The 25,137-nt window shown below is 67.1% G+C and carries 26 protein-coding genes and 1 pseudogene; 7 read left to right on the forward strand and 20 right to left on the reverse strand.

Annotated features, from left to right (window positions below; genetic code table 11):
* Nucleotides 1-377: 377 nt before the first annotated feature.
* The 5 genes from infA to WK25_RS24900 form a co-directional block, all read right to left on the reverse strand.
* A complete protein-coding gene (gene infA, locus WK25_RS24880; protein WP_006483034.1) occupies nucleotides 378-641 on the reverse strand; it encodes a translation initiation factor IF-1 in 264 nt (87 codons plus the stop codon).
* Nucleotides 642-1,100: 459 nt separating this feature from the next.
* On the reverse strand, nucleotides 1,101-1,304 hold the full coding sequence (locus WK25_RS24885) for a cold-shock protein (RefSeq protein WP_006483056.1): 204 nt from the start codon (nucleotides 1,302-1,304) through the stop codon (nucleotides 1,101-1,103).
* Between the two features lie 403 nt (nucleotides 1,305-1,707).
* Nucleotides 1,708-2,124 (reverse strand): type II toxin-antitoxin system VapC family toxin, encoded by a 417-nt coding sequence (locus WK25_RS24890; protein WP_226208959.1) that lies wholly within the window; start codon nucleotides 2,122-2,124, stop codon nucleotides 1,708-1,710.
* Nucleotides 2,111-2,347, reverse strand: a complete 237-nt coding sequence (locus WK25_RS24895; protein ID WP_069243536.1) for a FitA-like ribbon-helix-helix domain-containing protein — start codon at nucleotides 2,345-2,347, stop codon at nucleotides 2,111-2,113. Before WK25_RS24895 ends, WK25_RS24890 begins: the two co-directional genes overlap by 14 nt.
* Nucleotides 2,348-2,566: 219 nt before the next feature.
* Entirely contained in the window at nucleotides 2,567-3,805 is a 1,239-nt protein-coding gene (locus WK25_RS24900) for a glycosyltransferase family 87 protein (RefSeq protein WP_069243022.1), read from the reverse strand.
* A 224-nt stretch (nucleotides 3,806-4,029) separates the two neighbouring features.
* Between WK25_RS24900 and WK25_RS24905 the strand changes: the two genes are divergently transcribed.
* Nucleotides 4,030-5,256, forward strand: coding sequence for an acyltransferase family protein (locus tag WK25_RS24905; protein WP_069243023.1), 1,227 nt, complete (start codon nucleotides 4,030-4,032; stop codon nucleotides 5,254-5,256).
* 819 nt (nucleotides 5,257-6,075) lie between these two features.
* Here the strand turns inward: WK25_RS24905 and WK25_RS24915 are convergent.
* Both WK25_RS24915 and WK25_RS31435 read right to left on the reverse strand, forming a co-directional pair.
* A complete protein-coding gene (locus WK25_RS24915; RefSeq protein ID WP_040139921.1) occupies nucleotides 6,076-6,459 on the reverse strand; it encodes a hypothetical protein in 384 nt (127 codons plus the stop codon).
* 155 nt (nucleotides 6,460-6,614) lie between these two features.
* A pseudogene (locus tag WK25_RS31435) lies at nucleotides 6,615-6,755 on the reverse strand (LysR family transcriptional regulator); the annotation flags it as partial.
* 181 nt (nucleotides 6,756-6,936) lie between these two features.
* Here WK25_RS31435 and WK25_RS24920 point away from each other — a divergent pair.
* Entirely contained in the window at nucleotides 6,937-8,325 is a 1,389-nt protein-coding gene (locus tag WK25_RS24920) for a DHA2 family efflux MFS transporter permease subunit (RefSeq protein WP_069243025.1), read from the forward strand.
* Between the two features lie 28 nt (nucleotides 8,326-8,353).
* On the opposite strand, the gene WK25_RS24925 is transcribed toward WK25_RS24920, so the two are convergent.
* Nucleotides 8,354-8,734, reverse strand: coding sequence for a DUF4377 domain-containing protein (locus WK25_RS24925; protein ID WP_069243026.1), 381 nt, complete (start codon nucleotides 8,732-8,734; stop codon nucleotides 8,354-8,356).
* Nucleotides 8,735-9,001: 267 nt separating this feature from the next.
* Here WK25_RS24925 and WK25_RS24930 point away from each other — a divergent pair, with 267 nt between their 5' ends.
* On the forward strand, nucleotides 9,002-10,195 hold the full coding sequence (locus tag WK25_RS24930; RefSeq protein ID WP_069243027.1) for a tyrosine-type recombinase/integrase: 1,194 nt from the start codon (nucleotides 9,002-9,004) through the stop codon (nucleotides 10,193-10,195).
* A 94-nt stretch (nucleotides 10,196-10,289) separates the two neighbouring features.
* Here WK25_RS24930 and WK25_RS24935 read toward each other — a convergent pair whose 3' ends face one another.
* From WK25_RS24935 to WK25_RS24970, 8 genes are all read right to left on the reverse strand, one after another.
* Entirely contained in the window at nucleotides 10,290-10,508 is a 219-nt protein-coding gene (locus WK25_RS24935) for a YXWGXW repeat-containing protein (RefSeq protein ID WP_040141154.1), read from the reverse strand.
* A gap of 72 nt (nucleotides 10,509-10,580) precedes the next feature.
* On the reverse strand, nucleotides 10,581-11,744 hold the full coding sequence (locus WK25_RS24940; RefSeq protein ID WP_069243028.1) for a DUF1501 domain-containing protein: 1,164 nt from the start codon (nucleotides 11,742-11,744) through the stop codon (nucleotides 10,581-10,583).
* A gap of 2 nt (nucleotides 11,745-11,746) precedes the next feature.
* Nucleotides 11,747-13,141 (reverse strand): DUF1800 domain-containing protein, encoded by a 1,395-nt coding sequence (locus WK25_RS24945; RefSeq protein WP_069243029.1) that lies wholly within the window; start codon nucleotides 13,139-13,141, stop codon nucleotides 11,747-11,749.
* 148 nt (nucleotides 13,142-13,289) lie between these two features.
* Nucleotides 13,290-14,135, reverse strand: a complete 846-nt coding sequence (locus WK25_RS24950; RefSeq protein ID WP_069243030.1) for a GNAT family N-acetyltransferase — start codon at nucleotides 14,133-14,135, stop codon at nucleotides 13,290-13,292.
* Between the two features lie 168 nt (nucleotides 14,136-14,303).
* Nucleotides 14,304-14,807, reverse strand: coding sequence for a periplasmic heavy metal sensor (locus WK25_RS24955; RefSeq protein WP_059547057.1), 504 nt, complete (start codon nucleotides 14,805-14,807; stop codon nucleotides 14,304-14,306).
* Nucleotides 14,804-15,223 (reverse strand): hypothetical protein, encoded by a 420-nt coding sequence (locus WK25_RS24960; protein ID WP_069243031.1) that lies wholly within the window; start codon nucleotides 15,221-15,223, stop codon nucleotides 14,804-14,806. Before WK25_RS24960 ends, WK25_RS24955 begins: the two co-directional genes overlap by 4 nt.
* Nucleotides 15,220-15,963, reverse strand: a complete 744-nt coding sequence (locus WK25_RS24965) for an RNA polymerase sigma factor (RefSeq protein WP_083253077.1) — start codon at nucleotides 15,961-15,963, stop codon at nucleotides 15,220-15,222. Before WK25_RS24965 ends, WK25_RS24960 begins: the two co-directional genes overlap by 4 nt.
* Nucleotides 15,964-16,182: 219 nt before the next feature.
* The gene (locus tag WK25_RS24970) at nucleotides 16,183-16,482 is read right to left on the reverse strand and encodes a YXWGXW repeat-containing protein (protein ID WP_069243032.1); all 300 of its coding nucleotides are present in this window, start codon (nucleotides 16,480-16,482) and stop codon (nucleotides 16,183-16,185) included.
* A gap of 320 nt (nucleotides 16,483-16,802) precedes the next feature.
* On the opposite strand from WK25_RS24970, the gene WK25_RS24975 reads away from it, so the two are divergent.
* Nucleotides 16,803-18,488 (forward strand): purple acid phosphatase family protein, encoded by a 1,686-nt coding sequence (locus WK25_RS24975; RefSeq protein ID WP_069243033.1) that lies wholly within the window; start codon nucleotides 16,803-16,805, stop codon nucleotides 18,486-18,488.
* 95 nt (nucleotides 18,489-18,583) lie between these two features.
* Here the strand turns inward: WK25_RS24975 and WK25_RS24980 are convergent, their stop codons facing one another.
* Together WK25_RS24980 and WK25_RS24985 are read right to left on the reverse strand one after the other, a co-directional pair.
* The gene (locus tag WK25_RS24980) at nucleotides 18,584-19,216 is read right to left on the reverse strand and encodes a LysE family translocator (RefSeq protein WP_059547068.1); all 633 of its coding nucleotides are present in this window, start codon (nucleotides 19,214-19,216) and stop codon (nucleotides 18,584-18,586) included.
* A gap of 131 nt (nucleotides 19,217-19,347) precedes the next feature.
* The gene (locus WK25_RS24985; protein WP_040139946.1) at nucleotides 19,348-20,244 is read right to left on the reverse strand and encodes a LysR family transcriptional regulator; all 897 of its coding nucleotides are present in this window, start codon (nucleotides 20,242-20,244) and stop codon (nucleotides 19,348-19,350) included.
* 219 nt (nucleotides 20,245-20,463) lie between these two features.
* Here WK25_RS24985 and WK25_RS24990 point away from each other — a divergent pair, with 219 nt between their 5' ends.
* Both WK25_RS24990 and WK25_RS24995 read left to right on the forward strand, forming a co-directional pair.
* Nucleotides 20,464-20,724, forward strand: coding sequence for a hypothetical protein (locus WK25_RS24990; protein ID WP_006760082.1), 261 nt, complete (start codon nucleotides 20,464-20,466; stop codon nucleotides 20,722-20,724).
* Nucleotides 20,725-20,972: 248 nt separating this feature from the next.
* A complete protein-coding gene (locus tag WK25_RS24995; RefSeq protein ID WP_069243034.1) occupies nucleotides 20,973-21,272 on the forward strand; it encodes a DUF4148 domain-containing protein in 300 nt (99 codons plus the stop codon).
* Nucleotides 21,273-21,368: 96 nt separating this feature from the next.
* Here WK25_RS24995 and WK25_RS25000 read toward each other — a convergent pair whose 3' ends face one another.
* On the reverse strand, nucleotides 21,369-23,144 hold the full coding sequence (locus tag WK25_RS25000) for a sensor domain-containing diguanylate cyclase (protein WP_069243035.1): 1,776 nt from the start codon (nucleotides 23,142-23,144) through the stop codon (nucleotides 21,369-21,371).
* Nucleotides 23,141-24,265 carry an extracellular solute-binding protein gene (locus tag WK25_RS25005; protein ID WP_069243036.1) on the reverse strand — a complete coding sequence of 375 codons (1,125 nt, stop codon included), beginning with the start codon at nucleotides 24,263-24,265 and terminating at the stop codon, nucleotides 23,141-23,143. The genes WK25_RS25000 and WK25_RS25005 overlap by 4 nt, the downstream gene beginning before the upstream one ends.
* A 298-nt stretch (nucleotides 24,266-24,563) precedes the next feature.
* Between WK25_RS25005 and WK25_RS25010 the strand changes: the two genes are divergently transcribed.
* Nucleotides 24,564-24,953, forward strand: a complete 390-nt coding sequence (locus WK25_RS25010) for a hypothetical protein (RefSeq protein ID WP_059547081.1) — start codon at nucleotides 24,564-24,566, stop codon at nucleotides 24,951-24,953.
* The last annotated feature ends 184 nt before the right edge of the window (nucleotides 24,954-25,137 follow it).

A 25,137-nucleotide genomic window follows, 5' to 3' on the forward strand; every position in this document is an offset into this window, starting at 1 on the left:
ACGAATGCCGTTGAAAGCGACTGAAGCGAAGACGCTCCGACGTAGCCGGCCCGCGAATTGCCGACGAGTGTACGGCTATGCTGGCCGACGCGTAAAGCCCGATACGGCGCGCGGCATGGTAGCCCCATTCAGGCGATGATCGACGCAGCGCGTCGAAGCGCATCGAGGCGTGTCAATGAAACGGGGGCGGGAAAATGAAGATCCGGATGGGCCGACCGGCTTGACCCGGTGCGATCTTGGCCATTGCGGCCATGCTGGGCGGCCGGCGACCGACGAATGGCGCGGATCGCGCCGCCCGTCCGGTATGTCCGTCCATACGGCGGGGGCCGGACGGTAGTTTGTCGATCGGAGCGCATCGCGCGCCCGATCGTGTCAGCTTAGCGACGCGGTTGGCCGCTGCGCGGCGGACGCGGCGAATTTGCGTCCTTGTGACGGAAATTGATACGGCCCTTCGTCAAGTCGTACACCGACAGTTCGAGCGTCACGCGATCGCCCGCGAGAATGCGGATGTGGTTCTTGCGCATGCGGCCCGACGCGTACGCGCCGACCACGACGCCGTTTTCCAGCGTGACGCGGTATTTGCTGTCCGGCAGCACTTCGTCGACGATTCCGTCCAGTTCCAGCAGTTCTTCCTTTGCCAAATCAATTCCTCCAGACAAGGTGATGACCGCGGCCGCGGCGGGTTCGCCGGCGTCAGGCCCTGCAGCGGGACGGCGGCCGGCGCAATGCCGGGTATCCATTCGTTCGGACGGACAATGCGCCCGTCCTTCAATCGGAGCCCGGCGCCATGCGCGTTAGGGCGGTCGGTGGCAGCGACGGTGCGATCCGCACCGCGCAATCGGGACCGCGCCGCGTGCGGCATGGCGACGGTCTACTCGGGTTGCAACGCAGGCCGCTTGCGAAGCGGCGGGCGCTTCGCGAGGGCGTTGAATCGCGGGTCGTACGGACTCGCGATGGATGAGGGAAGCACACGACCGATGCATTGTAACGACCGCGATGCATCGGTCGTGTGCGTCGAAACGCGGAACGCCGGCCAGGGCCGGCATCCGCGCAAACTCCACTGGGCAGCGACCGCGATCGGCGGCCGGTGCCGATACGGCTTATTGCGGCGTGATGTTCGACGCTTGCAGACCCTTCGGGCCGCGCTTCACTTCGAAGCTGACCTTCTGGCCTTCGGCGAGGGTCTTGAAGCCCGTGCCGCGAATTTCCGAGAAATGGGCGAACAGATCGTCGCCGCCGTTGTCCGGGGAGATGAAACCAAAGCCCTTGGTTTCGTTGAACCACTTGACGGTACCGGTATCCACAAATACTTCCTTAATACGAATGAATGAACATGCGCCCGTGGCGGGCACAGAGAGAATCAAAGAGGGAGAGACCAACGACTGCCGCACGGCGTGACGGGCGGCGAATGATGAGCAATCGGACTTCTTGAAGACCTCAGACACTACGCGTTGCGCGTCGATCCGTCAAGCTCTTTCGGTGAAGCGTGCGTGCGCGCGTGCTTCGGCGGGCATCGGCGTGCCCGCGCGCCCGTGCTGCAATGTGCGCTGCTTTTGGGCTGGCAACGGCGTGCGTTACTGCGATTCGGGCACGATGCCCGCCAGAGCCTGCCGCGCGGTCGCGCAGCGTCCCGTCGAACTCAGTGCGCGCCGACGCCCGATGAAAAGCACGTCGCACCCGGCCAGTTGCCACGATGCGGCGCAACCGTCAATCGAACGGATTCAACAGCCGGACGCCGGTGCCGGCAAAATCGTCGACATTGCGAGTGACGACAATGAGATCGTTGATCAGCGCGGTGGCGGCAATCAGTTTGTCGAGTGCGTGCGCCGGGTCGGCCACTCGCAAATGGCCCCACATCTGACCGGTGTCGATATCGACCGGCAGAATGTTCGATGCATAGTCGGACAGGATCGTCGCCACCCATGCATCCAGCGCCGATGCCTGCGGATGATCGCCGCGACGGCGGACCAGATCGACGCCGCGCCGCAGTTCGGCCACCGTCACGACCGACAGGTAAAGCGGGTTCCCGGCTTCCTCGGCCTGCCTGAAGAATGCGCGCACGCCGCGATTCGCCCGGTTGCCCTTCCTGATCTCGCTGATGACGTTCGTATCAATCAAAAACACGCCTGCCCTCGCCGGAATCCTGAACACGTTGAAAATCCGCGTCTTCTCCGACATCCGGCATGCTCATCAGCACTTGCGCAAATGTCCGTCGCTTGGGCCGTCCGAGCGCATCGGCCAGAATGGCCCGATGTTCGGCCTCGGCGCTCCTGCCGTTGGCTGCGGCCTGCTCGCGCAGGCACTGAACGATACTGTCATCCACGTTACGCACCAGAAGATTTGCCATGAGTACCTCCATCCAATTGCTATCAATGATAGCACCACGAAGGTGAACTGCAATCATTGCTATCACCGTCATGATCGAATGAAGGGCGGGTCGGCGGCAGCCCGGCAGCACAGGCGGCGACAGGCTTCGCCGATCGGGCGCCGACGGGCCGACGCGTCGAATTACTGGTAAGCAAGGTAAGCCGGATCCACGGAACGGAAAAGGCGGCCGAATGGCCATTCAGCGACGGACAGCCACGACCGGACCCCGCCGTCCGCCGTCCAGCGGTCGCGCCGCCGGTTGCGACGCGCGCAGCACGGCCACGACAAGCACCGCGATGAGGATCGCCGACGCCGCCGGCCAGGTCGCGCCGCTGATCATCGCGACGAAGGCCTGCGCCGGCGCCATCCAAACCAGCGCCACCACGATCGCCTCGAACCGGTTCGGCTTGACGGTCCGGAAGTCGATCATCAGGAACACGAACGGCAGCACGAGCCACAGCAGGTCGTAATACATGTAGTACGGCTGTACCAGCAGTGTCGCCGCAGCGAGCGTCGCCGCACGCAATTCGAAGCGCGCGGCACGCGTCCACACGTACATGCACGCCGCCGCGGCCGGCACGGCGATGGCCGCCTGTATCACGTACGCCATCGATACCGACAGGCCGGCGGCCCGCGCGAGTCCGCATATCGACGGCATGCCGCGCCACAGCGCGTCCCCGTACTCGATCACCCCGCGGTTGAAGGTGGGCATGAACGTCAAAAATGCTGCCCACGCCTGCCAACCGAACGCAGCTACCGATATCGCGACAATCGCGGCGCTGAACACGCCGGCCGAGATCAGCGTTTTCCAGTGGCCGGCGCAGATCAGCGCCAGCGGAAACAGCACGCCGTACTGCGGTTTTACGGACAGCATCGCAATGCACGCCCCCGCCGCGACCGGCCGCGACCGCAGCAACAGCAACGCCGCACCGGCGGCCGCGACCGTCAGAAACGCATTCTGCATCTGCACCGTGGCGCCGATCAGACCCGGAAATGCCGCGGCCGCGATCCGCCAGTGACCGGCGAGCGAACGCGTCAGCGGCGCGACTACCGCTGCGTAACAGGCTGTCGCAAGCACGCCGAACAGCACGATCGCGCTTCCGAACGACACCAGACCGAACGGAACCACGACCAGCAGGAACGTGGGCGGGTACGGCCATGGCGAGAAGTCCCTCACGGGCCGAAGCGCTGCCTCGATCGGCTGCATCCATTGCGGCGAAAAGATCGCCGTCGCGCCGTGCTCGAGCGCGACCCGCGCGGCAGCCCAGAACACCGCGAAGTCCGATCCGACCATCGGCGCGGAGCGGTCGTCCAATCCGTAGTAGCGAATCGCCCATACGGCGACAAAAGCGATCTGCAACACGAGCACCGCGATCGCGTACGTCGCGACGCGCGCCGCATCGACTCGTCCCGCTGCCGGTTCACCCGGTGTCTCCATCGACAAGCCCGCCCTTTTTCGTCTCGGTGAAGTCCATGCGCCGGGGTGCAACGAAACATCATGTTGCATCTCCGCATGCCCTGCAGCCGCAACCGTTTGATAACATCAATCGAGAAGACCGGCGATCGAACGCCGCACCAGACGCGTGGAAGACCTTGCATCGACGCGGACCATCCGTGCCTGAAATCCCGATCCGAGCGATCCAAGACACGAGACGCCCTCCAGTGGACCTGACAGTTCCTTCTCCCGATATCCTGTTTTCCCCGACTCCGGATCAGCTCTACTTCCCCGCATGCGTCGCGGCGGTCGCGATCATCGCGTGGCTCGCGGCCCGGCCCGTACCGTTCTATCGTGCTGCCGTCGACAAGTCCCTGTCGATGCGCTATCGCAATCTCGACGGCTTCCGCGGCATGCTGGCGACCTCCGTCGTGTTCCATCACTTCGCATGCAACCTCGGCTTGCTGTCGACTGGCGTGTGGGGCCCGACTTCCGACTTTCAACGCAATCTCGGCACGATTCCCGTCGCGATGTTCTTCATGGTGACGGGCTTCCTGTTCTGGGAGCGCGCGTGCAAGGGCTCGCTCGACGTGCGCGCGTTCCTCGTCGCGCGCGTGCGGCGCGTCGCGCCGCTCTACCTTTTCTACGCGGCAATCATCGTTGCGTGCACGCTGTACTGGTTCCCAGGCAATGTCGTCCACGCGCCGATCCGGTTGCTCGTCGATCTGCTCAAGGCAGCTTCGCTCGGCTGGTTCGGCGCGTTCCCGGTGAACGGCGCGCCGCACACCAGCCAGTTGAGCGGTGTGTGGTGGACACTCGCATACGAATGGCGGTTCTACGTCGCCATTCCCCTCCTCGCGTGGTTTGTCGCCACACGAGCATGGCGCAAGCTCGTCGCGCTCGCGATCGTCACGCTCTGTGCCGCGTTGTTCGGGCCGCCAGGCGCGATGGCGCTGCTGTTCGCCTGCGGCGCGCTCGCGTTCGAAGTATCGCGGCATCCGGCGATACGCGCGCTGCTCGGCACGAAAACGGCGGCCACCGTCGCGCTGCTGGTACTCGCCGTCTGCCCGTACCCGGCCGAACGCTATTCGATCGAGGGCGCGCTCCCGCTGCTTCCCGTATTCCTTTGCATCGCATGCGGCAACACGTTCTACGGCCTGCTCACGACCCGACCGCTCGCGCTGCTCGGCACCGCCAGCTTCAGCATCTACATGATCCACATGGTGATCGTGTACACGATCGTACGCGCGTTCAACAAGTTCGTGATCCCGATCGATTCGATCGACGACGCGGGTGTATGGACGTTGTCGCTGGCATGCGCGCTGGTCGCCGTGTTTTGCTCGCTGATGACGTACCGCTACATCGAACATCCGTTCATCGCGAAGCGCAACGCGCCACGGCGTGCACGCCGAGCCCTCGAACCCGCGCGCGAGCATCGCACAGCCGTGATGTGACCCGCGCACGACCCGGAACCGTTTCGCTGCGAGATCCCGAACCGCAGCACCGGATAACGGCGATGCCGCGACGTCGTGCGAACCGGCTCATCGAAACGAACGCAGCGCCCCGCCGCGTGCAGCACCAGCCGCCACACGCAGCGGGTCTCCCGGCACGACACCATGCAAGCACGCTTGCTGTTTGACGGAGCGAACATGCGATGCCCATTCGTGTCGCCGATACGACGCGGTGCGTCCGACGCGACGGGCCGCGCTCCCGCGGCTCGCTCCGATCCCCGATATTTCGATGTCGTTGCGTGCCGCTCGCACGAATCGTCGTCGTCCTGCATGCGATCGTGTCGAGCGGCACGGGCATAATCGCAAAGCGTGTGCCATGCGCCACGGACCCTCGCCGGACAACGGGCGCGATCGAACGACTGCGACTAGGTGCGGGGAAATCGGCGGAAATGATTCACGAACGCATCTTTTTTTCGGGACGTTGCGCCGGGCACGATACGAACGAGTGTCTCGTCGGCATGACTCGCACGCGGGCACAGGCGCGCGGCCGCCTGCATGCGCGGATCGGGACAATCGGCCACGCGTGCAGCCTGCCGCCCGGAGACAAATGTTTCATCGGCGTGACGACGCGTCGCTCAAGCCGGATCGGAATGTTCGATCTTGCGGTGTGCGTATCAGCGTAAATCCGGGGACGATGTGCGCGCAGTGTCCAGCGAGCGGGATGCCCGTGCGCTTTGATGCAGACGATGCGGGATGATCCACGCCGCGGATCGGCCCATTGCTCCCGATCGAGCGGCCGCGCGGCCGACCGCAAGCAACCGATCAGAGATCGCCGCGCACTTCGCCGGTTCCAAGCGCGCTGCGCCGCCGGTTGACTTCGGCCCAAAGCTCGTCACTGTCGTCATTGCGCAGCACGACCATCCAATCCAGTTGATCGTCGGTCACGCCGAAGTATTCCCGAATCTCCCGGCGAACCGTGTCGACGAACTGCGCGTATTCCGGTGTTGCCTGCGCTTGCGCGTGCAACGCGTCGTATGCGGCGTCGTCCTCGCCGCCGCCGTGCTCGTCGATATAGCGCGAGATCCACTGGTCCAGTTCGCGGTCGTAATCCGCCTCGGCGCGCATCGCCTGCACGGCCGTGTAGAAATCCAGGTGCGCAAACGCGTCGATCGCCGCCGTCGTCGCGTCATCGAATGTCATGGTCATGGCATCCCTCATGTTGGTGGTCGCGCATCATCGCACGGGTCCTGCCTGCATTGCGCGGGAGATCCGGACGGGGCAATCGACGCAATTTTCCCGGCCCCACGAGCACGTAATCCGCCGCAGCGGCTGCATCATGCCAGCGAAGCACGCTCGGCGCATCATGCCGCCGCGCCCGCGCGCAGGCCGCTCGTCTCCAGCAACTCGAGCAGCGTGCCGGCCGGCTGGCTGAGCCGCTTCGCGGCGAGCGCGATGAATTCGACGTCGGGCAGCGCCGGCAGCGCGGCGCCGTTCACCGGCGGCGTCTTTAGCCAGACGGGATTGAGCATCCCGCATTGTCATCGGCGCTTCCGATGACAGTCAATGCGTTCAGGCAGCTTCCCGACGACCGGCGGAATCGGTACCATCGAATGCTCGTAGACTTACGTGGCCCCGGCCCGCGCGCGATGCCGCCGCTCCGGTCACCCGCCCTTCCATTTCGTCATGCCCCGCGAACCCTCTCACTCCGCGCTGCTGTGGATCGTCGCCGCCGCGTTCTTCATGCAGTCGCTCGACACGACGATCGTCAACACCGCGCTGCCGTCGATCGCGCAAAGCCTGCACGCTTCGCCGCTCGCGATGCAGCCGGTCGTGGTCGTCTACACGCTGACGATGGCGATGCTCACGCCGGCGTCCGGCTGGCTCGCCGACCGCTTCGGCACGCGCCGCGTGTTCTCCGTCGCCATCCTGGTGTTTTCGCTCGCGTCAATCGGCTGCGCGGCGTCGCACACGCTCGGACAACTCGTCGTCGCGCGAGCCGTGCAGGGTATCGGCGGATCGATGCTGTTGCCGATCGGCCGACTCGCCGTGCTGCGCCGCGTGCCGGGCGAACAGTACGTCGCGGCAATCGCATTCGTGTCGATTGCCGGCCAGCTCGGCCCGATCGTCGGGCCGACGCTCGGCGGCTGGCTCACGCAGGCGATTTCCTGGCACTGGGTGTTCATCGTCAACGTACCGGTCGGCGTGGTCGGCTTCATCGCGGTACAGCGCTTCCTGCCGCACGATCAGGCAACGCAGCGGCAGCCGTTCGACTTCATCGGCTGCGCGCTGCTGTCGGCCGCGATGATCGCGCTGTCGCTCGCGATCGATCCGCCGATGTCCGCGCACCGCGCCGGTTGGGCACTCGGGCTGGCCATGCTGGGTGCGGCGAGCGCGCTCGCTTACCTGCCCCATGCGCGCCGCCGCGCGCAGCCGTTGTTCCGGCTCGGGTTGTTCCGCGAACCGAATTTCGGTTCGGGGCTGCTCGGCAACCTGCTGTGCCGGATTGGCACGAGCGCGGTGCCGTTCATGCTTCCGCTGCTGATGCAGGTGCAGCTCGGCTATACGCCGCTGCAGTCGGGGATGATGATGCTGCCGGCCGCGATTGCCGGCGTCATCGCAAAACGCTGGATCGCACCGCTCGCGAAACGCTTCGGCTACGCGAACTTTCTGGTCGTGAATACAGGGATCGTCGGCTGCGCGATCGCGGGGTTCGCGCTGGTTTCGGCACGGCCGGCGCCGGCGCTGGAGATCGCATTGCTGGTGGTGTTCGGCGCCGCGAACTCGATGCAGTTCGCGGCAATGAACGCCGCGACGCTGAAGGGGCTGTCGCATGCGGACGCAGGCAGCGGCAACAGCCTGTTCACGATGATGCAGATGCTTGCGATGGGGCTCGGCGTGTCGATCGGCGGCGGACTCGTCAACCTGTTCGCCGCGCATTGGGGCTCGACGGCGAACGGCTTCATCCTGTCGTTCTTGTGCATGGGCGCGGTCACGCTGCTGTCGTCAGTCGTGTTCCGGCGGATCGATACCGCCGCGCCGGCAACACCGGTCGCGCCGCGGCCTTCCGCGTAAGCGGCTTCGTCAGCGACGGGCGCGGCCGTCAGTTCGCTGCGCGGCGTTCGACGATGCGCCTGAGCACCCAGCGGATCGACGAGCCGTCGGCCGGCGGCTGCGCGACGCGATATTCATCGACCTCCAGCACATAGTCATAGCCGGGCTGGTACGCAAAACCCTCGATGCCCGCGTACCACAGGCTCCAGCGCTCGGCCGGGCTGCTGCGCACCTGCAGGCAGTCCATCGGCGCAACACCGATGCAGCGCGCCGTCTGCGGCGCGACGTAGACCGTCTTCGTCACGGGCTGTCCGTCGGACGCGCGGGCCGCGCGCGCAGCGGTCGCGACGGCGTCGGTCTGGCATCCGGCGAGCAGCGTGGCGGCCGCGATCACGGCCGCGCCCAGCAGCGTTCTGGTGTTGCGATTCATCGGGTATTCCTTTGGAAGCGTTGGCGGGGCGGTTTGACGGACAGCGCATGCGAAAGTTCACGAATCGCTTACAGCGCGCGTGCCGCACCGCTCGTTCAACAAACGCCCCGCACGAGCTGAAACGATGACGCGCCGCCCTCGCCGTTCAATGGATTGCGATCGATCGCGGGTTCACCGCGTGGCGATCGTGTATTACCATCGGCGCTTCCCCGTATGCTTTGCACTGCCCGCACCGTCCGCCACGGCCGCGCGCCCCCTCCGCCTCGCATGACTTCACCCTTGCCGCCCGACGCTACGCTGCGCCCGCTGCCGATCGATACGCTGACCGTACCGGCCGCGCTGGACGGACGCGCGGGCACGAACCGCTCGACCAGCGCGCATCCGCAGATCGCCGCGACCAACGATCTCGATGCGGTACGCGCATGGCTCGCGCGCTTTGTCGATACGCCGACCACGTTCCAGAATTATCGCAAGGAAGCCGAGCGGTTGCTGCTGTGGGCGGTGATCGCGTGCGGCAAGCCGCTGTCGTCGCTGACGCACGAGGACCTCGTCGTCTACCGGCAATTCCTGCTCGCACCCGCGCCAGCCGACCTGTGGTGCGCGAACGGCGGCCGCAAGCATCCGCGCGGCGACCCGCGCTGGCGGCCGTTTTACGGACCGCTGTCGGCGGCCAGCCAGCGGCAGGCGATGGTGGTCCTGAACGTGATGTTCTCGTGGCTCGTGCAGGCCGGCTATCTGGCCGGCAATCCGCTTGCACTGTCGCGACAGCGGCAACGGCGGCCCGCACCGCGCGTCACGCGCCATCTCGCGCCACCGCTGTGGCAGGCGGTCAAGGACGCGATCGCCGCGATGCCGCGCGACGATGCGCGTGCCGCGTTCCATGCGCACCGCGCGCGCTGGGTGTTCACGTTGCTGTATCTCGGCGGCCTGCGCATCACCGAGGCCGCCGACACGACGATGGGGCAATTCTTCGCGCGACGCGATACGAACGGACGCGATCGCTGGTGGCTCGACGTGACGGGCAAAGGCGGCCGGCAGCGGCTCGTGCCGGCTACCGCGGAACTGATGACCGAGCTCGGGCGCTACCGGCACGCGCACGGCCTTCCGGCGCTGCCGGCCAATGGGGAAGCGACTCCGCTCGTGCTGCCCGCGGGTCAGTCACGCAAGCCGCTCACGCGCGCGGCGCTGCATCGGATCGTGAAGCAGGTGTTCCGGTTCGCAGCCGATCGGTTGCGTGCGCAACCGGATGGCGGCGAAGAACACGCACGCGTGCTCGAACAGGCGTCCGCGCACTGGCTGCGCCACAGCGCGGGTTCTCACATGGCCGACGGGCGCGTCGATCTACGGCTGGTGCGCGACAACCTCGGACACGTGTCGCTAACGACGACGAGCCAGTATCTCCACGCCGACGACGACTGGCGGCACCGCGAAACCGAGGACAAGCACCGGATCGGTTGGTAGTCGTAGAGGCAATGCGCAACGCGATCCGGATTGCGGGCGCGCTTCGGCCATCGTTGACCGCGGGCCGCACGGCACGGGCCGGCGCGCGTTCCGATCAATACACGGCCGCCCAATGCCCAGGCACCCACGCCCAGTGATTGCCGGCCCAGCGGTAATGGCCCTTGACCCAGCGATATCCGGGTGCGGGCGGCGGCGGCGCGACCTCGACGAGCGGGGCGGGCTGCGGCGGCCGCGCCGGTTCGACGACACATGCGGACATCAGCGCTGCGGTCGCGGTTGCCAGGACGGCAAGCGATGCGGATCGGATCTTCATCTTCATTTCTCCCTGTCTTGTAATCGATTCGACTGCGCGTTGACGCATGCGCGTTTTCGCGCCAGCCGCGCATCAAGCCATTGCGCGAATGAGACCTGTCATCGGACGCGTCGCGCCGCTTTCCGCAAACAGCGCCGACGCAGTACGGCCAGGATCGAGCCGCAGGCTTTCGGCGGCCGCGCCCGCGATCAGCGCATCGAGCGATGCGGTCGGCTTGAGATCGCGCCCTTCGTACAGATCACCTGGCCGCAAGCCGGGCCAGTCCGCGATCACGCGGCCGCCGGCAACCGCGCCGCCCGCGAGCATCGCGACCGACGCCTGCCCGTGATCGGTGCCGCCGGTGCCGTTCACCGCGGCCGTGCGCCCGAACTCGGTCGCGACCAGCACCGTGGTCTGCTGCCACGCCGGCCCGAGCCCGTCGCGCAAAGCGGCGAGCATCGTGTCGAGCGCCTTCAGCTGGTTCGCGAGCCGCGCGTTCTGCGCGCTGTGGGTATCCCAGCCGCCGGTTTCGATCATCGCGATCCGCGGGCCGTCGTCGCGCGCAAGAAACGTCGCCGCCAGCTTGCCGACACCGGCCGGATCCTGGCGCGCATGCGCATCGCCGGCGAGACCGCGCGCGGCCATCGCCGACTGCCATAGCGGACCGAGCTGCGCATCGGCCTCGTAAAGCGCCGTCACGCGTGCGAGGAGATCGTCGGGCGCGGCGGGCAAGCCGGACGCCGCATACGACGCGGCCTGCACGCTGCCGCGCAACGCGAGCGGCACCGTAGGCGCGAATGCGATCGCACGATCGCGCGTGGCCGGCAACATCGCGGCGAGCCGGTTCAGCCAGCCGTCCTTCACCTGGTATGGCGCGCGGCCGCCCGTCTCGAGCACGTTCTGGCCGTCGAAGTGCGAGCGGTCGCGATACGGCGATGCGATCGCATGGACGAACAGCGCCTGCTTGTCGCGATACAGCTGTGCGGTCTGCACGAGCGATGGATGCAGCGCGAACGTGCCGTCGACGCGCATGGCCTTATCCGCATCGATCGCGAGCGGGCCGCGCAGCGCCGCATACGCAGGCTCCGCATACGGGACGACGATGTTCAGTCCGTCGGCCGCGCCGCGCTGGATCACGAACACGAAGCGCCGGTCGGTTTCGACGTTCGCGAACACGATGCGCGGCGCGACCAGGATCGCGCCAGCGCCCGCGGCGGCGATGCTCAGGAATTGCCGGCGGGTAACAGATCGGGCCATGTTCATCTCCGTTGAAAATCGGGCGACACGAGCAGCAGCGCGAGCGACGTGGTCGCGCTTTCGGCGCGCGACAGCGCGGCCGCCGTCGGTGCGCTCAGCGAGCCGGCGAGCAGCGCATTGCCGAGCGTGCGCGCATCGAGCCGGTCGCCCGTGCGCGCGGCGAGCCGCTGCGCGATCTCCACACGGCGCACCAGCGCGTCGGGCGCGGCCCAGCTCGCGGCGACGTCGTCATAACCAGCCGGCGATCCTGGCCGCCATACCGGCTGGCCGAGCTGCGCGAGCAGCGGCGCGGCCTTGAGATCACCGGTGTCACGCCAGCCGAGCCCGCGCAGCGACGATACGGCCCACTCCCACGGCGTCTTGAACTTGCGATTGACCGGCGACCACGCGTCCGGCGCATCGACGAGCGCGCGATAGACGGCCGGCAAATCGCCGCCGCTCGCATCGAATGCGCGGGCCAGCCGCTCGGTGAGCGCAGGCGGCGGATTGTCGGCGACGAAATGGCGCGCGAGCTGGAACGCGATATGCCGGCCCGTTGCAGGCGAACGCGCGAGGTCGCTCAGGATCGCGCGCGCCTGAGCGTCGCCCGGCTGCGCGTAAGTTCGGCTCATCACCGTACGCGTCCCCGGCTCATGCAGCGCCGGGCGAAACACGAACGCGCCCGGCACCGCACCGTCGGGCTGCCGGCCGCGGCCGCCGGCAACGCTCCAGCCGGTCAGCGCACGCGCGAATTCCGTCACGTCCGCTTGCGTATAACCGGTGCGTACGCCGAGGGTATGCAGCTCCATGATTTCGCGCGCGAGGTTTTCGTTGAGGCCGCGTCGCGCGGCGGGATTGCGCGCTTCGGCGCGCAGCGCGGCCGGACTGTCGGGGCCGACGGAGCGCGCCTGGTCGAGGAACAGCTGCATCGCCAGATGCTGCTCGACGGCGACGAGCATGTCCTCGAAGCGGCCGAGCACGTGCGGGCGGATCGCGTCGCGCTCGAATGCGCCGGCGTACGCGGCGACCTGCCCCTTGTCGACCGACACCGCGAAGTGGTTTGCCCAGAAATGGACGAGGCGTTCGACGAACGGCGCGGGCGTGTTCAGCGCACTGTTCAGTCGTGCCGTGACCGCGCTGCGATACGCGTCGTAGCCGTTGCGGCGGATCGACTGTTCGGTCGCACGCTTCGCCGATGCGTCGTCGCTGGTCATCGCATCGCGTGCAGCGGCGAAGCGCGTCGCGAGCGCGATCGCGTCCGGTTCGCCGGCCCATGCGGCCGGCCGTGCGTCGTAACGGTCGAATTCGGCGAGCAGCGCGGCTTGCGGATCGGCGGGCGGCGCTTCGTCGGCGCGCGCGCCCAGACCGAAGCGGTTCAGCGCGATCGCGGCCGGTGAGATGGCGTTCGGGTGGTCCATGACGAGAGTTCTCGCGGTGCGTACCCGTGTTTAACGGGAGATGCCGGGAAATCCGTCGCGCGAACTGCGAAATATTTTCGATTCGCGGCCGCGAAGCCGCTTCACTTTCCGTTTGCTTTCAATCGCGGCGCGGCCAGGTTCGCGCCGCTCACCCCAGCTCGAATGACGTCACGCCAAACACGCGGCCGATCTCGATCGCGGGCGCTTCTTTCGTATACATCCGTGCAGTCTCGAAGACACGAGACATGCCGTGCCGCTCCGCGAGCGCGACCGCTGCCGGATTCGTTTCCGGCACGTCGAGCACGATCGTCTCGCCGGGCATGCGCGCCGCGAGCGCGCGAAACAGCGCCGTGGCAACGTCCGCGTGATCGGCGAATAGCGGGCCGATCTTGCAGCCCGTCTTGCAGCGGCGCACGACGCCGTATCCGACAACGCGCCCGGCATCGATCGTTGCGAGCGCAACGGCATCCGGCTGGGCGATCCAAGCGCAAACGAAACGCTCGCGCGCCGCGGGAAAGCACCGGCGATCGTACGCGAGCAACTGCTCGAGCGGCACGTCGGCCGCGGCCACCGCGTCCGCGCCCGCGATGCCGTCCACGCGCCCCTGATAGCGGATGTTGCGATACGCGAGCCGGAACCCGGCCTTCCCGTAGTTCGCCTGCTGCGCAACGACGCCGTCGAGACCGATGTTGCGGTTTCCGAGGTAGTGCATTCCGTGCTGCCAGACTCGGATGCCGAAGCCTCGGCCGCGAAACGCAGGCTTCACGATATAGAGACCGATGAAGCCGAAGTGCGCGTCATAGGCGACCGCAGACAGGCTGGCGACCGGTTCGCCACGCCAGACGCCGATGAAAAAACCCGCCGGATCCGCTACGCTGAAGCATTGCGGATCGTGCCGCCCGGGGTTCCACCCTTCTGCAGCCGCCCATTCGATCGACATCGCGATCTCGTCGGCCGACATCGTGCGTACGAGAAACTCTTCGCTGCGATTCATGGTTCGCCCCTGTCGCGGCGCTCGCAATTGCCGCTTGCGTTACGGTCGATACATCGCCTCTGCTGCCGATCGGGTCATCATAATCCCGCAGGCCGATAGGGGCGACGCTCGCAACGTATGTCGCGCCCGGCTCGCAAACGCGGCGTGCCGCCATGCGACGACCGCTTCTTACTCATTCGCCGGCGCACCGCGTTTCTGCTGCAACTTCGCCGGCAGCCGCCAGGTGCCGCTGCGCCGCAAGCCGTCGACGAATTTCACGCGCTCGTCGGGTGTCAGCGTCGCCGCAAAGTCGACGACACTGCGCTCGACCTGCGCACGCAATGCACTGTCGGCCGCTCGCGTCCGTTCCAGCGCCGCGTCGATCGCCGTACGATCGAGTTGCGGCGCGGCGAGCAGGTCCAGCACCGTGATACGCCCGTCGCGCCCTTCCCGCGCGAAATCCCGGCCGTCCTTGCGCGCCGCCTTCAGTGCCGCCGCGAACTCGCGCTGACGCGCGTCGGGCAATTCGTCCGCGGCGAAACGCAGGGCCGTGCGCGGCGCGGGACCGCCGGCCGCATGCAGGTCGCGATGCGTCGAGAACCACTGATACGCGCCGCCGCCGATCGCGCCGAGCATGAACACGTTCAACACGACCGAGCCGACGAGAACGAATTTCCAGTTGCGTTCACTCATTCGTCCGCTCCGTCGATGCTCGGGCCGCCGAACGTCGTCGTCAGATAGACGGGCTCGTGTTGCACGATCGGCGCGCTGCCGAGCATCAGCATCGACACGGCCACCGCGCCGGCGAGCGCACCGGCCAGCCCGACGCCCGCGAACGCGGCGCCCGACCACCACGCTCTGCCGCGACGTCGCGCGCGTTGCGGCGCCGGCGCCGTCGCGACGATGCGTTCGACCAGCGCCGGCGCGGGCGGCGCAACCGTGTCCTGCATCAGCCATGCATCGAGCTCGGCGGCTTCGTCGAGCGCTTCCAGTGCGTCGCGCGGATGCGCGTGCGCCCACGCTTCGGCCGCCGCGCGTTCGGCTTGCGGCCAGCGCCGCGCATCCGAGCCGTACGCGGCGACGATGGTACGGAATCGTTCGGGTGTCATCGCTTGTCCTCGCTAGGTGAGTCACCGGCCAGTTGCGCGCGCAAGTTGCGCCTCGCGCGCGCGAGCAGGCTTTCCAGCGCATCGACGGTGATGCCCATCAGGTTGGCCGCTTCGACGTTCGACATCTCCTGATAGTACTGGAGCACGAGCGCTTCCCGCTGCCGGGGCGGCAACGCGGCAAGCGCAGCGCGCACGCGCACGTCGCGCGAGCGCAGTTCCGCGTGCGCGGCCGGCTCGGGTTGCGTGTCGGCCACGTCGGGCAGCGTGTCGACCGGCTCCTCGCGCCGTCCGCGCAAGCGGTCGTAGCACAGATTCAGCACGACGCGATGCAGCCACGTGTCGAAACGGGCTTCGCCGTCGCGCCAGCGCGGCGCATGATTCCAGATGCGTAAAAAGGTTTCCTGCGCAACGTCTTCCGCTTCGCTGCGGTCGCCGAGCATGCGTGTTGCCAGCGCAAGCAGACGCGGCAGCTTGCGCGCGACGAGCACGCGCACGGCCGATGCATCGCGCGCACCGACTCGCGCGACGAGTTCCGCGTCCGGATCGGCGTCGCTCAACGCGCACGGCTCCGCAACGTGCGGCACGCATGCGGCAGGCTGCCGGCGGACACGTCCGCGATCCGCCTGATGCTCATCGTCGTACTCTCCTTGCATGCGTCGGGCCGGCGCGTCGACAGCGTGTGATGCGACGCGCGCGGGCTCGGCATTGTCGGTCTCATCGATATCCGTTCCGAGCGGCATGTCGATTCCGTCGATCGCGCGCCGGCCGGCGCGATCAATATACGACGACCGGCGCGGGCCGGTAATACACCGGACGCGCCGGCACCACGACGCAACCTGTCAGCACGACGGCCGCGGCTATTACGATCAACACGGTTCTGACGGGCATGGGTCGACTCGCAAGGTTACGTGAGGGCATGCGATCGCGCGAACGCGGCGCATCGCACGGCGTCGTGCGTGTCACGCCCAGTGTCCCGGCACCCAGCGCCAGTCGGGACCGCGCGCGACCCAGTGCCCCGGCACCCAGTGATAACCGGCACGCACTGCCTGCCAATGCCCGGGAATCCATACGTAGCGGCCGTGCCGCCAGTGCCAGTGACCTTGGTCCCACACATAACCCGCGCGCGGCGCCGGCATCACTTCGACGCGGGGCGGCGGCGGTGCGACGGGCGCAACGACGATCGTCTGCGCGAACACGGCGGACGTTGCGAGCGCGGCCGCGCATCCCGCGGCAAACCGTAATGAAATGGAAGGTTTCATGAAAGACTCCGAAGCATCGTGGATCGAATGTCCATGGCCGGAAGCGGCCGTTCATCCGTTAAACGGCGCATGCGATCCGAATCCGTCGCTGCATCGGCAGAAAATTTTCGCAGCGCGGCGGCAGACCGCGCGCGCATTGCATGCGGCGTGCACGGCTTGCGCGGCGTGCGGCCCGATTACCGTCTGTCACAACCCGGCAAAACTGCGCTTCGACAATGCACGTCACCGGGATCCCGCTCGTTTCCGGCCCACGCCCCGGACGCGCTCGCGCGCGGCCGCGCGGTTCCACATCTCGCGTACCATCGAACGAAAATACGATCATGTCGAACCAGGACAACTTCCCTGCCGAGCCGAACGAGCCGGCCGCTTCCGTCTCGCGTCGCGGCTTCCTGAAACTGGCCGGCGTCTCCGGCCTCGCGACCGCCGCGAGCGGGCTCGCGACCGCCCGTGCCGCTGCGTCGGCGCCGGACGGCACGCCCGAACAGGTGCACCTGACGTGGGGCAACGACCCGGCGTCCGAGGTCGTGATCTCGTGGGCGTCGCTCGCGCCGGCCGTCAATCCGCGCGCGCGCATCGTCGCCGACGGCGAGCCGGCCCGCACCGTGCACGGCGTGCAGCGCCTCTACACCGACGGCCTGAACGGCGAGACCGTGTTCACATATCACGCACGCGTGCACGGCCTGAAGCCGGACACGCGCTATCGCTACGAACTTACCGCCGACAACGACAGCAACGCCGCGCAGCCGTTCACCGCGACGTTTGCGACGGCGCCGCGCGGCCGCGCACCGTTCCGCTTCACGAGCTACGGCGACCTCGCGACACCGAACGGCGCGTGGGTGCTGTCGTCGCCGCAAAGCCGCTTCGCGGTGCAGGCCGTCGAGCAGTTCCAGCCGCTGTTTCACCTGCTGAACGGCGACCTCTGCTATGCAAACCTGAACCCGGCGCATCAGCCGGAAGTGTGGCGCGACTTTGGCAACAACAACCAGACGTCGGCCGCGAACCGCCCGTGGATGCCGTGCCCCGGCAACCACGAGATCGAATTCAACAACGGTCCGCAGGGGCTCGACTCGTACCTCGCGCGCTACACGCTGCCGGAGAACGGCACCCGCTTTCCGGGCCGCTGGTACAGCTTTCGCGTGAGCTCCGTGCTGTTCATCTCGCTCGATGCCGACGATGTGGTGTACCAGGACGCGGCCGCGTTCGTCGGTGGTCCCGCTCCGCTGGTGCCGGCTGCGAGCACGGGCCGGCCGCCGATCGAACCAGGCACGTCGTTCTACGTGCGTGGCTACAGCAACGGCGAGCAGACCCGCTGGCTCGAGCACACGCTGCGTCACGCGGCGCACGATGACGACATCGACTGGATCGTCGTGCAGATGCATCAGGACGCGCTGAGTTCGTCGAAGACGGGCAACGGATCGGACAAGGGCATTCGCGAGGCCTGGCTGCCGCTGTTCGATCGCTACGGCGTCGACCTCGTGCTGTGCGGCCACGATCACGACTACGAGCGCAGCTACCCTGTGCGCGGCTGCAATCATCGCGCGGGCGTCGATGCGTCCACCGGTGAAGTCGTCGAGACGTTGCAGCCGCGTCCGGTCGGCGCAACCGATCCGAACCGGACGACGTTCGACACGAGCCACGGTACGATCCATCTGATACTCGGCGGCGGCGGCACCAGCGCGCCGCTCGACGTATACGGCGAGAACCCGGCGACCGGCTACGCGCAGGCGAAGGTCTTCACGAAACCGAACCGGCCGGTGCCCGGCGCCGCGCCGAACACGTTCGTGCGCAAGCCGGCCGACGCGCTGGAGGATGCGATCTGGTCCGCGCGCCGCGATACGGGCACGGGTTACGGGATCGCCGTGTTCGACCACGACCCCGGCAAGCCCGGCGGCCACACGACGATCACGATGCGCTACTACCATGCGCCGGGCGCGGATCAGCATCCGACCGCGCAGTACGAACTGTTCGAGACGATCGAGCTCAGCAAGAAGCGCGGCGAACGCTGATACGACGGCCGCCCGCGGCGCTTCGGCGCGCCACGGGCGGCCGCGGTGGGCCGATATCGATCGGCGCACGCATGACGCGGGAACGGCAGCGCCGTCTAGTTCCGCGAGTCCAGCGCGATGCGCACGGCCAGCCCGGCGAGCACGGTGCCCATCAACCAGCGCTGCACGCGCGCCCACGCAGGCCGATCGGCAAGAAACCCGGCAATTGACCCGGCCATGCTCGCGATCAGCGCATTGACGCTGACGCTGACCGCGATCTGCACGCAGCCGAGTGCCAGCGATTGCGCAAGCACGCTGCCGCGCCCGGGCGAAATGAACTGCGGCAGCAGCGACAGGTACATCACCGCGATCTTCGGGTTCGCGAGATTCGTGACGAAGCCCATCGTGAAGAGCTTCGCGCCGCTGTCGTGCGGCAACTGCCGCACCTGAAACGCCGAACGGCCTCCGGGCTTCAGCGCCTGCCATGCGAGGTACAGCAGATACAGCGCACCGGCGACCCGCAGTGCGTCATACGCGTACGGCACCGTCAGCACCAGCGCGGTGATGCCGAATGCCGCGCAGAACATGTAGAACACGAACCCAAGCGCGACGCCGCCGAGCGATATCAGCCCTGCGCGCCGGCCCTGGCAGATCGAGCGGGAAATCAGATAGATCATGTTCGGGCCGGGTGTGACGACCATGCCGAGCGACACGAGTCCGAAGGCAACGAGGGTGGGCAAGGCAGGCACGGCGAGCTCCTTCAGGCGATGAAGTCGGACGAGTAGCGAACAATATATTTCATGCTGGAAGCACGCGGCATGAATAAGTTGCAAGCGTCGCATGCACGGGATTCAACGCGCCGTTCTGCGCTCCCGGCGCATTACCTGTCCTTTTTCGCGCGCGGCCGGCGTGCTTTTCCGGCCTTCGTGCGCCGCGCGTCGACCAGCTTCACGAATGCGTCGGCCACCGCGTTGCCGGTCGCGTTCCACGACAGCCGCACGGAGCGGCGCAGCCGCGGCGAAAGCTCCAATACGCATCCGCCGAACCGCGTGTACGTGAGCGTGATACGCGGGACGATCGACACGCCCATCCCCGCCTCCGCCATCGCGAGAATCGTCCGCATCTCGACCACATTGAACGCAGCGTGCAGCAACGCACCGTTGCGCGCGAAGTAATCCGCGATCACCGGCCCGCATCCCGCCTTCGAAAAGATGAACGGCAGCGTCGACAGCAGTTTCGGCGATACGCTGCTGCGGCCGTCGAACATCCCGTCCGCGGCCACCGCGACGAAATCCTCGTCGAGCAGCGTCAGGTTGTGAGCGAACGTCTTCGTGCCGGCGACGACGCCGATATCGGCGGTGCCGTCTTCCAGCCAGCCTTCGACTTCCGCGTCCGTGCCTTCGAGCAGCACCGCCGTCACGCCGTCATGCGCGGCTTTCAATGCCTCGAGCGCGGGGACGACGAAGGCCAACGACACGCTCGGCAGCGACGCCACGACCAGCCGGCCTTCGAGCTTGCCCCGCGACAAACCGAACTGCTGGCGCAGCGTCTGCGCTTCGCGGACGACGTTCTGTACGTACGGCCACAGGCGCTCGCCGGCAGCGGTCAGCACGACCGGCTGGCGATCGCGCAACAGCAGCTTGACCTCCGTGAGATCCTCCAGTTCGGTCAGCGCGTGACTGATCGCCGACTGGCTGCGGTTGAGCCGCTCGGCCGCGGCCCTCAACGAGCCGAGTTCGACCACGGCCGCCAGGGCCTGCAACTGCGCAAGCGTCATTTCCCCTCCTTGCTTCGACGCATGTACTTTTCACATGACAGCGTCGCACATCATGAACGATATTGAACAGACGCAACCGTATCGGGGGACGTTCGCCGCGCATTGACGAGGCGACGCCCACCGCCTCGCGCGCCGGCGAGACCGGCCGCATCGCCACGCCCGCGCGGCGCCGCAGCCGCCCGCTCAGCCGCGATCCGCGAGACGCGTTAGACTGTCGCGATGGAACAATGCCGTTATTGCCAGAGAATCCGCGATGAATGGGATTGCCACGGCGACGAATGCCGCCGTGCGATCGCGAAGGCACTGCGCCGGCAGCGCGCGGGCCTGCCGATGGTGCCCGATCGCATCCGCAACGAGCTGCCGTCCGGTGCGCCGACTCAGCAGGTGATCGCAGTCCTGTCGCGCCAGCGCCTTCGCGCGCGACGCGGCAACGAGGAACGCCGCGAGCGCAAGGAAATCGACGACGCCGACGGCGTCTGATCCCGCACCGTAAGCCCGTCCACCCCTGCGCCTGCGCGTGCCGACGCCGTCTCGCGCACGTTCGCGAAGGTTGCCGTTTCCGCAACGCCGAGCGGGGACAGACCACATTTATTCATGAATTATTGTCTGGTTCGCAAGAATCTTTCGCTCGAATCCACGTTTACCCTAGAAGCACCGACGCCTACGATGAAATCAATCGCTCACGACACGGTGTCGCCAGCGAAGTCAACAAAACATCGGAGGTCATCATGAAGTCGCTCGTTTCCGCAGTCGTTGCCGCTGTCGCCCTTTCCGCTTCGTTCGGCGCTTTTGCACAAAGCACCGTGACCCGTGCGCAGGTGCGCAACGAACTCGTCCAGCTCGAAAACGCGGGTTACACGCCGGCGCAGTCGAGCCCGTACTACCCGGCCGACATCCAGGCCGCACAAGCGCGCGTGCACGCGGCCGACAACAGCGGCTACGGTGCGCAGCCGGCTCCTGCCGTCCAGGGCGGCGCGCCGGCAGTCAAGGTCCAGAACGCCCGCGATTCGGTCTACTTCGGCCACTAAGTCCGCCGCCGCGCACGCGCGCGGCCGTGCAGCCGCCACGAGCCCGTCCCGCGACGGGCTCGCGGCGTTTGTGCGGCACGCTTGCGGCGCGCATCGTCACCGGCTGCCGCCCGCCGCGATCCGAGCGGCGGCGTCCGAGGCAGCACCGCCGCCGAGCAATTCCTGATAACGCACGCACGCGCACTGCGCGGACGCTTTCGCCGCATACATCGCCGCGTCGGCCTTGACGAGCAACTCCTCCGCCGACGCGCCATCGGCCGGATATTCGCTCACGCCGATGCTCGCGCCGACGGCCAGCTGCCGCTCGCCGAACTCGAGCTGCTCGGCCATCACGCTCTGGATGCGCGACGCGATATCGTCAATCACGGCCGGCGAGCGCACGTCCGAAATCAGCACGATGAACTCGTCGCCGCCGAGCCGCGCGGCCATGTCGCCGCTGCGCAGCACCTGGTTCAACCGTTTCGCGACCGCGACGAGCGTCCGGTCGCCCGCCGCATGCCCGTGCTGGTCGTTGATCTGCTTGAAGCGGTCGAGATCGACGAACATCACCGCCAACCCCTCACGCACCGCGGCTGCATGCCGGATCGCGGCATCGAGATGCTCCATGAACAGCAGGCGGTTCGGCAACCCGGTCAGCGGATCGTGGCCGGCGAGATGCGTGAGCTCGAGTTGCTTCGCGCGCAGCATCGCGACCTGCGTGCGAATCTCGACGCGCATGCTGTCGAAGCAGCGCGCCAGCACGCCGATCTCGTCGGCGCGCGCGACCGGCAGCCGCTCGGCGGCCGGATCGTCGAACACATGGGTCGCCGCGCGCGCGAGCATCTGCAGCGGCCGGGTGATCGCGCGAGCGAACAGGATCGCGAGGATCACCGCGGCCAGGCTCATCAGGAACACCATCCGGATGATCCGCTCGCCGAGAATCGCACCGGGCGCCAGCACGTCGATGAGCGGGCGCGCCATGCCGAGCACGACGAAACGGTTGCCCTTGCTTTTGCCGAACGGCGTGCGCACGAACGCCAGCATCTGCCCCGGCGCATCGTCGGGTTGCGCCAGCCCGTCGAGCGTCACGTTCGTGCGCGAACCGGTGAACAGCAGCCGCGTGGCGGGAAAGCTCTCCTGCATCAGCACGCGCCGCCCGCGATCGAAACCGAACGTCTGCGACGGATCGGGATGCACGATGAAGTCGCCCCACTTGTTCGCGAGATACACCACATAGTCCGGCGGCAAATCGCGCTCGAGCCGATCGAATACGCGTGACAGTTCGATGTCGACGATCAGCGCGCCGACAACGCGGCCCGCCGCGTCGACAACCGGCGTGCCCACGCGCAGGATCGGCAGCCCCTCGGCCGCATGCGCCCCCGTCTCGTGGTTGATCGCGATCGGCGACAGGTAAATATAGCCGGGCGCCGTCGCGAACGTCTCGAATACGTAAGGAAACTGCCCCTTCTCCTGAAACGCGCTCTCGGGCAGCACGACGATGCCGCGCGCGTCACGGTCGACTCGAAGCCGTTCAAGCCCGAAGTGCGCGCGTGCGATCAGGCGAATCTGCAGATACTCGGGGTGGTTGCGCATGAAGCTGCAATAAACCTGCTCGAGCCGCGCACGCGCCGCGCGATCGGGGGCGTCGGTGCCTGCAACAAGCGCCGATGACGGCAACTGCGCGAGCACGAGTGCATCGTCGGCCACGTCGGACAGCGCGGTCGTGAAGCGCTGCGCGAGCAATTGCGTCGACATCAACAGGCTGTGCTGCGCCTCCTGCACGAGCATCGTCCGGTTCGCACGGTACGCGTAATAGCCGGTCGTGCCGGACGCGATCACGCCGATGCATGCAAAGAGCACCGACAGCTTCGACGTAAGCCCGAGCCTGATCATTTGCCGAACTGCGCCGGCCGGTCGCCCGACACGATGCGGCTCCACAGCGATTCGCGCCGCGCGATGTCCTCGACCGGCTGGATCCATACGAGATGCGAGCGAGCGGCGTCGAGACCGGCGGGCGACCGGAGCGTATTCGCGAGCCCCTGGCGTTCGGTCAGCAGCGCGCCGATCGCCGGCTCGAGCATGTAGTTGATCCACGCGAACGCGAGCGCGCGGCGCTCCGCACCGCGCGTGACACCCCAGCAATCGAGCCAAGCGAGCGCCCCTTCGTCCGGAATCACATAGCCGACGTCCGCGCCGGCGCGGCGCAATTGCTCGACCTGCTGCGTGCCGTAGTTGCCGAACATCAGCGCCGCGCGATGCTGGACGAACAGCGCGGTCGCTTCTTCCGGAAGCGTGTAATACGTAAGCAGGTTGCGCCGCAGGTCGATCAGCTTGTGTGCGACGGCAAGCGTTTGCGCGGGCGACAGATGGAACGGATCGGCGTAGCCGAGCGCGAGCGCGGTGAACGAAAAATTATGTTGCGCGCTGTTGAAGTCGAGCACCTTGCCACGGTAATGGGGATTCCAGAGTTCGAGCATCGAGTGCGGTGCAGCCGGCACCTGCGTGCGATCGTAGATCAATCCCATTGACGAATACGTGAACGGGATCCCGTACGCTGCGCCGTTGTGCACGAGCCCGCCGATCGTCGCGAGCTGCTGGAAGTTCGGCAGTTGCCGACGCCGGTTCGGGATCTGCGACAGGTCGATCGGCGTGAGCAGCCCTTCGCGCGCGTAGCGCTGGATCTCGGCCGTGTTCGCCGCGAGCACGTCATACGGCGGCGGCGACGCGCTATGCATGCGCGTCCACAACGCTTCGTCGGAATCGACGAACGTCACTTCGACGCGCACATGAAATTGCGTCTCAAATGCATTGACGACGTCGGTATCCGCATAGCCCGGCCATGCGAGCACACGCAGCACGACGTCAGTGTTGGTCTCGGGAGAAGCGGCGCATGCGGACGCACCCGACAAGCCCAGTGCGAACACGACGAGCACCCCGCATACGGCACGGCGCGCACGCCGACACGCGCGGATGTCGATAAGTAGTCGGTCCCCGGCCGAATTCCCCGAATGCATTCGACTGTCCTTTTTTGAGTCGAAGCGAGATCGTGCAACAAGACCATAAAAAATTTTGCCGCGCAATTGGAACAAGCCGCACGAACACCGTGTTCGCGGCCATCCAACGCGGCGCGTGTGCACGCATTCGGTTGCGTATCGTCGCGTGCGCACGCATACCGACGCACGAACCGGCAATGATCAGGTGAAAGCGTTTGCACGCCGATCGAGACGACGTTGCGCCATGCGCCGTCGTGCAGCGGGCGCCTACACGCGTTACATTGCTAGCCCCTTTGCTCCTTCTGCGTACTCCCAATCCATGAGCGCATTGCCCTACCTCGATCACGCCGCGCTGCTGACGCTCGCGGCCGAAGCCGCCGCCATCGACCAGCCGTGCGTCTGCACGAAAACGTCGCTCGCCGGCTGGACAAGCCTGCCGCTGTCGTTGCAACACGCGCAGCTCGTCGAAGTGGCGACGCTCGCGCCGCCCGGCGAGCCGGAGCCCGCCTACGACGAGTACCATCCGGCCGGCACGCGCTACTGGTCCGACGACGCGCCGATCGCGCCACGCCACTTCCCGTACAACCGCTGCAACGTCAGCCGCTGCACATCGTGCGCGCGCCTGTTCCTGCGCTATCAGGAAGGTGGCGGCTACTTCATCGACCAGCGGATCCGCGCGCTCGATCACGCGCTGATCGTCGACGCATAAGCGTTATCAGCACGCACGCGCCCGCGCAACACGCGCGCGCAATTCAATGAATCCCCGACATTTCGTGCAACGCGCACGCAAGTGTCGCGCGGACGGCATCGACGATGTGCGCCCGTGCGCCGACGTGAGACGACAGCAGGACCATCCTGCATCCGACATTTGCGTTCGGGCCGCGCAAGTTCGC

The sequence above is a fragment of the Burkholderia latens genome (assembly GCF_001718795.1).
Lineage (GTDB): Bacteria > Pseudomonadota > Gammaproteobacteria > Burkholderiales > Burkholderiaceae > Burkholderia > Burkholderia latens_A.

Bases quoted from the DNA above. Each gene is read 5' to 3' on its own strand.
- WK25_RS24935 (WP_040141154.1), bottom strand. From the start codon at position 10,508: ATGAAGATCCGATCCGCATCGCTTGCCGTCCTGGCAACCGCGACCGCA.
- WK25_RS24975 (WP_069243033.1), top strand. From the start codon at position 16,803: ATGTCGAACCAGGACAACTTCCCTGCCGAGCCGAACGAGCCGGCCGCT.
- WK25_RS24925 (WP_069243026.1), bottom strand. From the start codon at position 8,734: ATGAATCGCAACACCAGAACGCTGCTGGGCGCGGCCGTGATCGCGGCC.
- WK25_RS24920 (WP_069243025.1), top strand. From the start codon at position 6,937: ATGCCCCGCGAACCCTCTCACTCCGCGCTGCTGTGGATCGTCGCCGCC.
- WK25_RS24970 (WP_069243032.1), bottom strand. From the start codon at position 16,482: ATGAAACCTTCCATTTCATTACGGTTTGCCGCGGGATGCGCGGCCGCG.
- WK25_RS25005 (WP_069243036.1), bottom strand. From the start codon at position 24,265: ATGCATTCGGGGAATTCGGCCGGGGACCGACTACTTATCGACATCCGC.
- WK25_RS24990 (WP_006760082.1), top strand. From the start codon at position 20,464: ATGGAACAATGCCGTTATTGCCAGAGAATCCGCGATGAATGGGATTGC.
- WK25_RS24955 (WP_059547057.1), bottom strand. From the start codon at position 14,807: ATGAGTGAACGCAACTGGAAATTCGTTCTCGTCGGCTCGGTCGTGTTG.
- WK25_RS24995 (WP_069243034.1), top strand. From the start codon at position 20,973: ATGAAGTCGCTCGTTTCCGCAGTCGTTGCCGCTGTCGCCCTTTCCGCT.
- WK25_RS24940 (WP_069243028.1), bottom strand. From the start codon at position 11,744: ATGGCCCGATCTGTTACCCGCCGGCAATTCCTGAGCATCGCCGCCGCG.
- WK25_RS25010 (WP_059547081.1), top strand. From the start codon at position 24,564: ATGAGCGCATTGCCCTACCTCGATCACGCCGCGCTGCTGACGCTCGCG.
- WK25_RS24985 (WP_040139946.1), bottom strand. From the start codon at position 20,244: ATGACGCTTGCGCAGTTGCAGGCCCTGGCGGCCGTGGTCGAACTCGGC.
- WK25_RS24900 (WP_069243022.1), bottom strand. From the start codon at position 3,805: ATGGAGACACCGGGTGAACCGGCAGCGGGACGAGTCGATGCGGCGCGC.
- WK25_RS24930 (WP_069243027.1), top strand. From the start codon at position 9,002: ATGACTTCACCCTTGCCGCCCGACGCTACGCTGCGCCCGCTGCCGATC.
- WK25_RS24895 (WP_069243536.1), bottom strand. From the start codon at position 2,347: ATGGCAAATCTTCTGGTGCGTAACGTGGATGACAGTATCGTTCAGTGC.
- WK25_RS24950 (WP_069243030.1), bottom strand. From the start codon at position 14,135: ATGAATCGCAGCGAAGAGTTTCTCGTACGCACGATGTCGGCCGACGAG.
- WK25_RS24915 (WP_040139921.1), bottom strand. From the start codon at position 6,459: ATGACCATGACATTCGATGACGCGACGACGGCGGCGATCGACGCGTTT.
- WK25_RS24960 (WP_069243031.1), bottom strand. From the start codon at position 15,223: ATGACACCCGAACGATTCCGTACCATCGTCGCCGCGTACGGCTCGGAT.
- WK25_RS25000 (WP_069243035.1), bottom strand. From the start codon at position 23,144: ATGATCAGGCTCGGGCTTACGTCGAAGCTGTCGGTGCTCTTTGCATGC.
- WK25_RS24965 (WP_083253077.1), bottom strand. From the start codon at position 15,963: ATGCCGCTCGGAACGGATATCGATGAGACCGACAATGCCGAGCCCGCG.
- WK25_RS24945 (WP_069243029.1), bottom strand. From the start codon at position 13,141: ATGGACCACCCGAACGCCATCTCACCGGCCGCGATCGCGCTGAACCGC.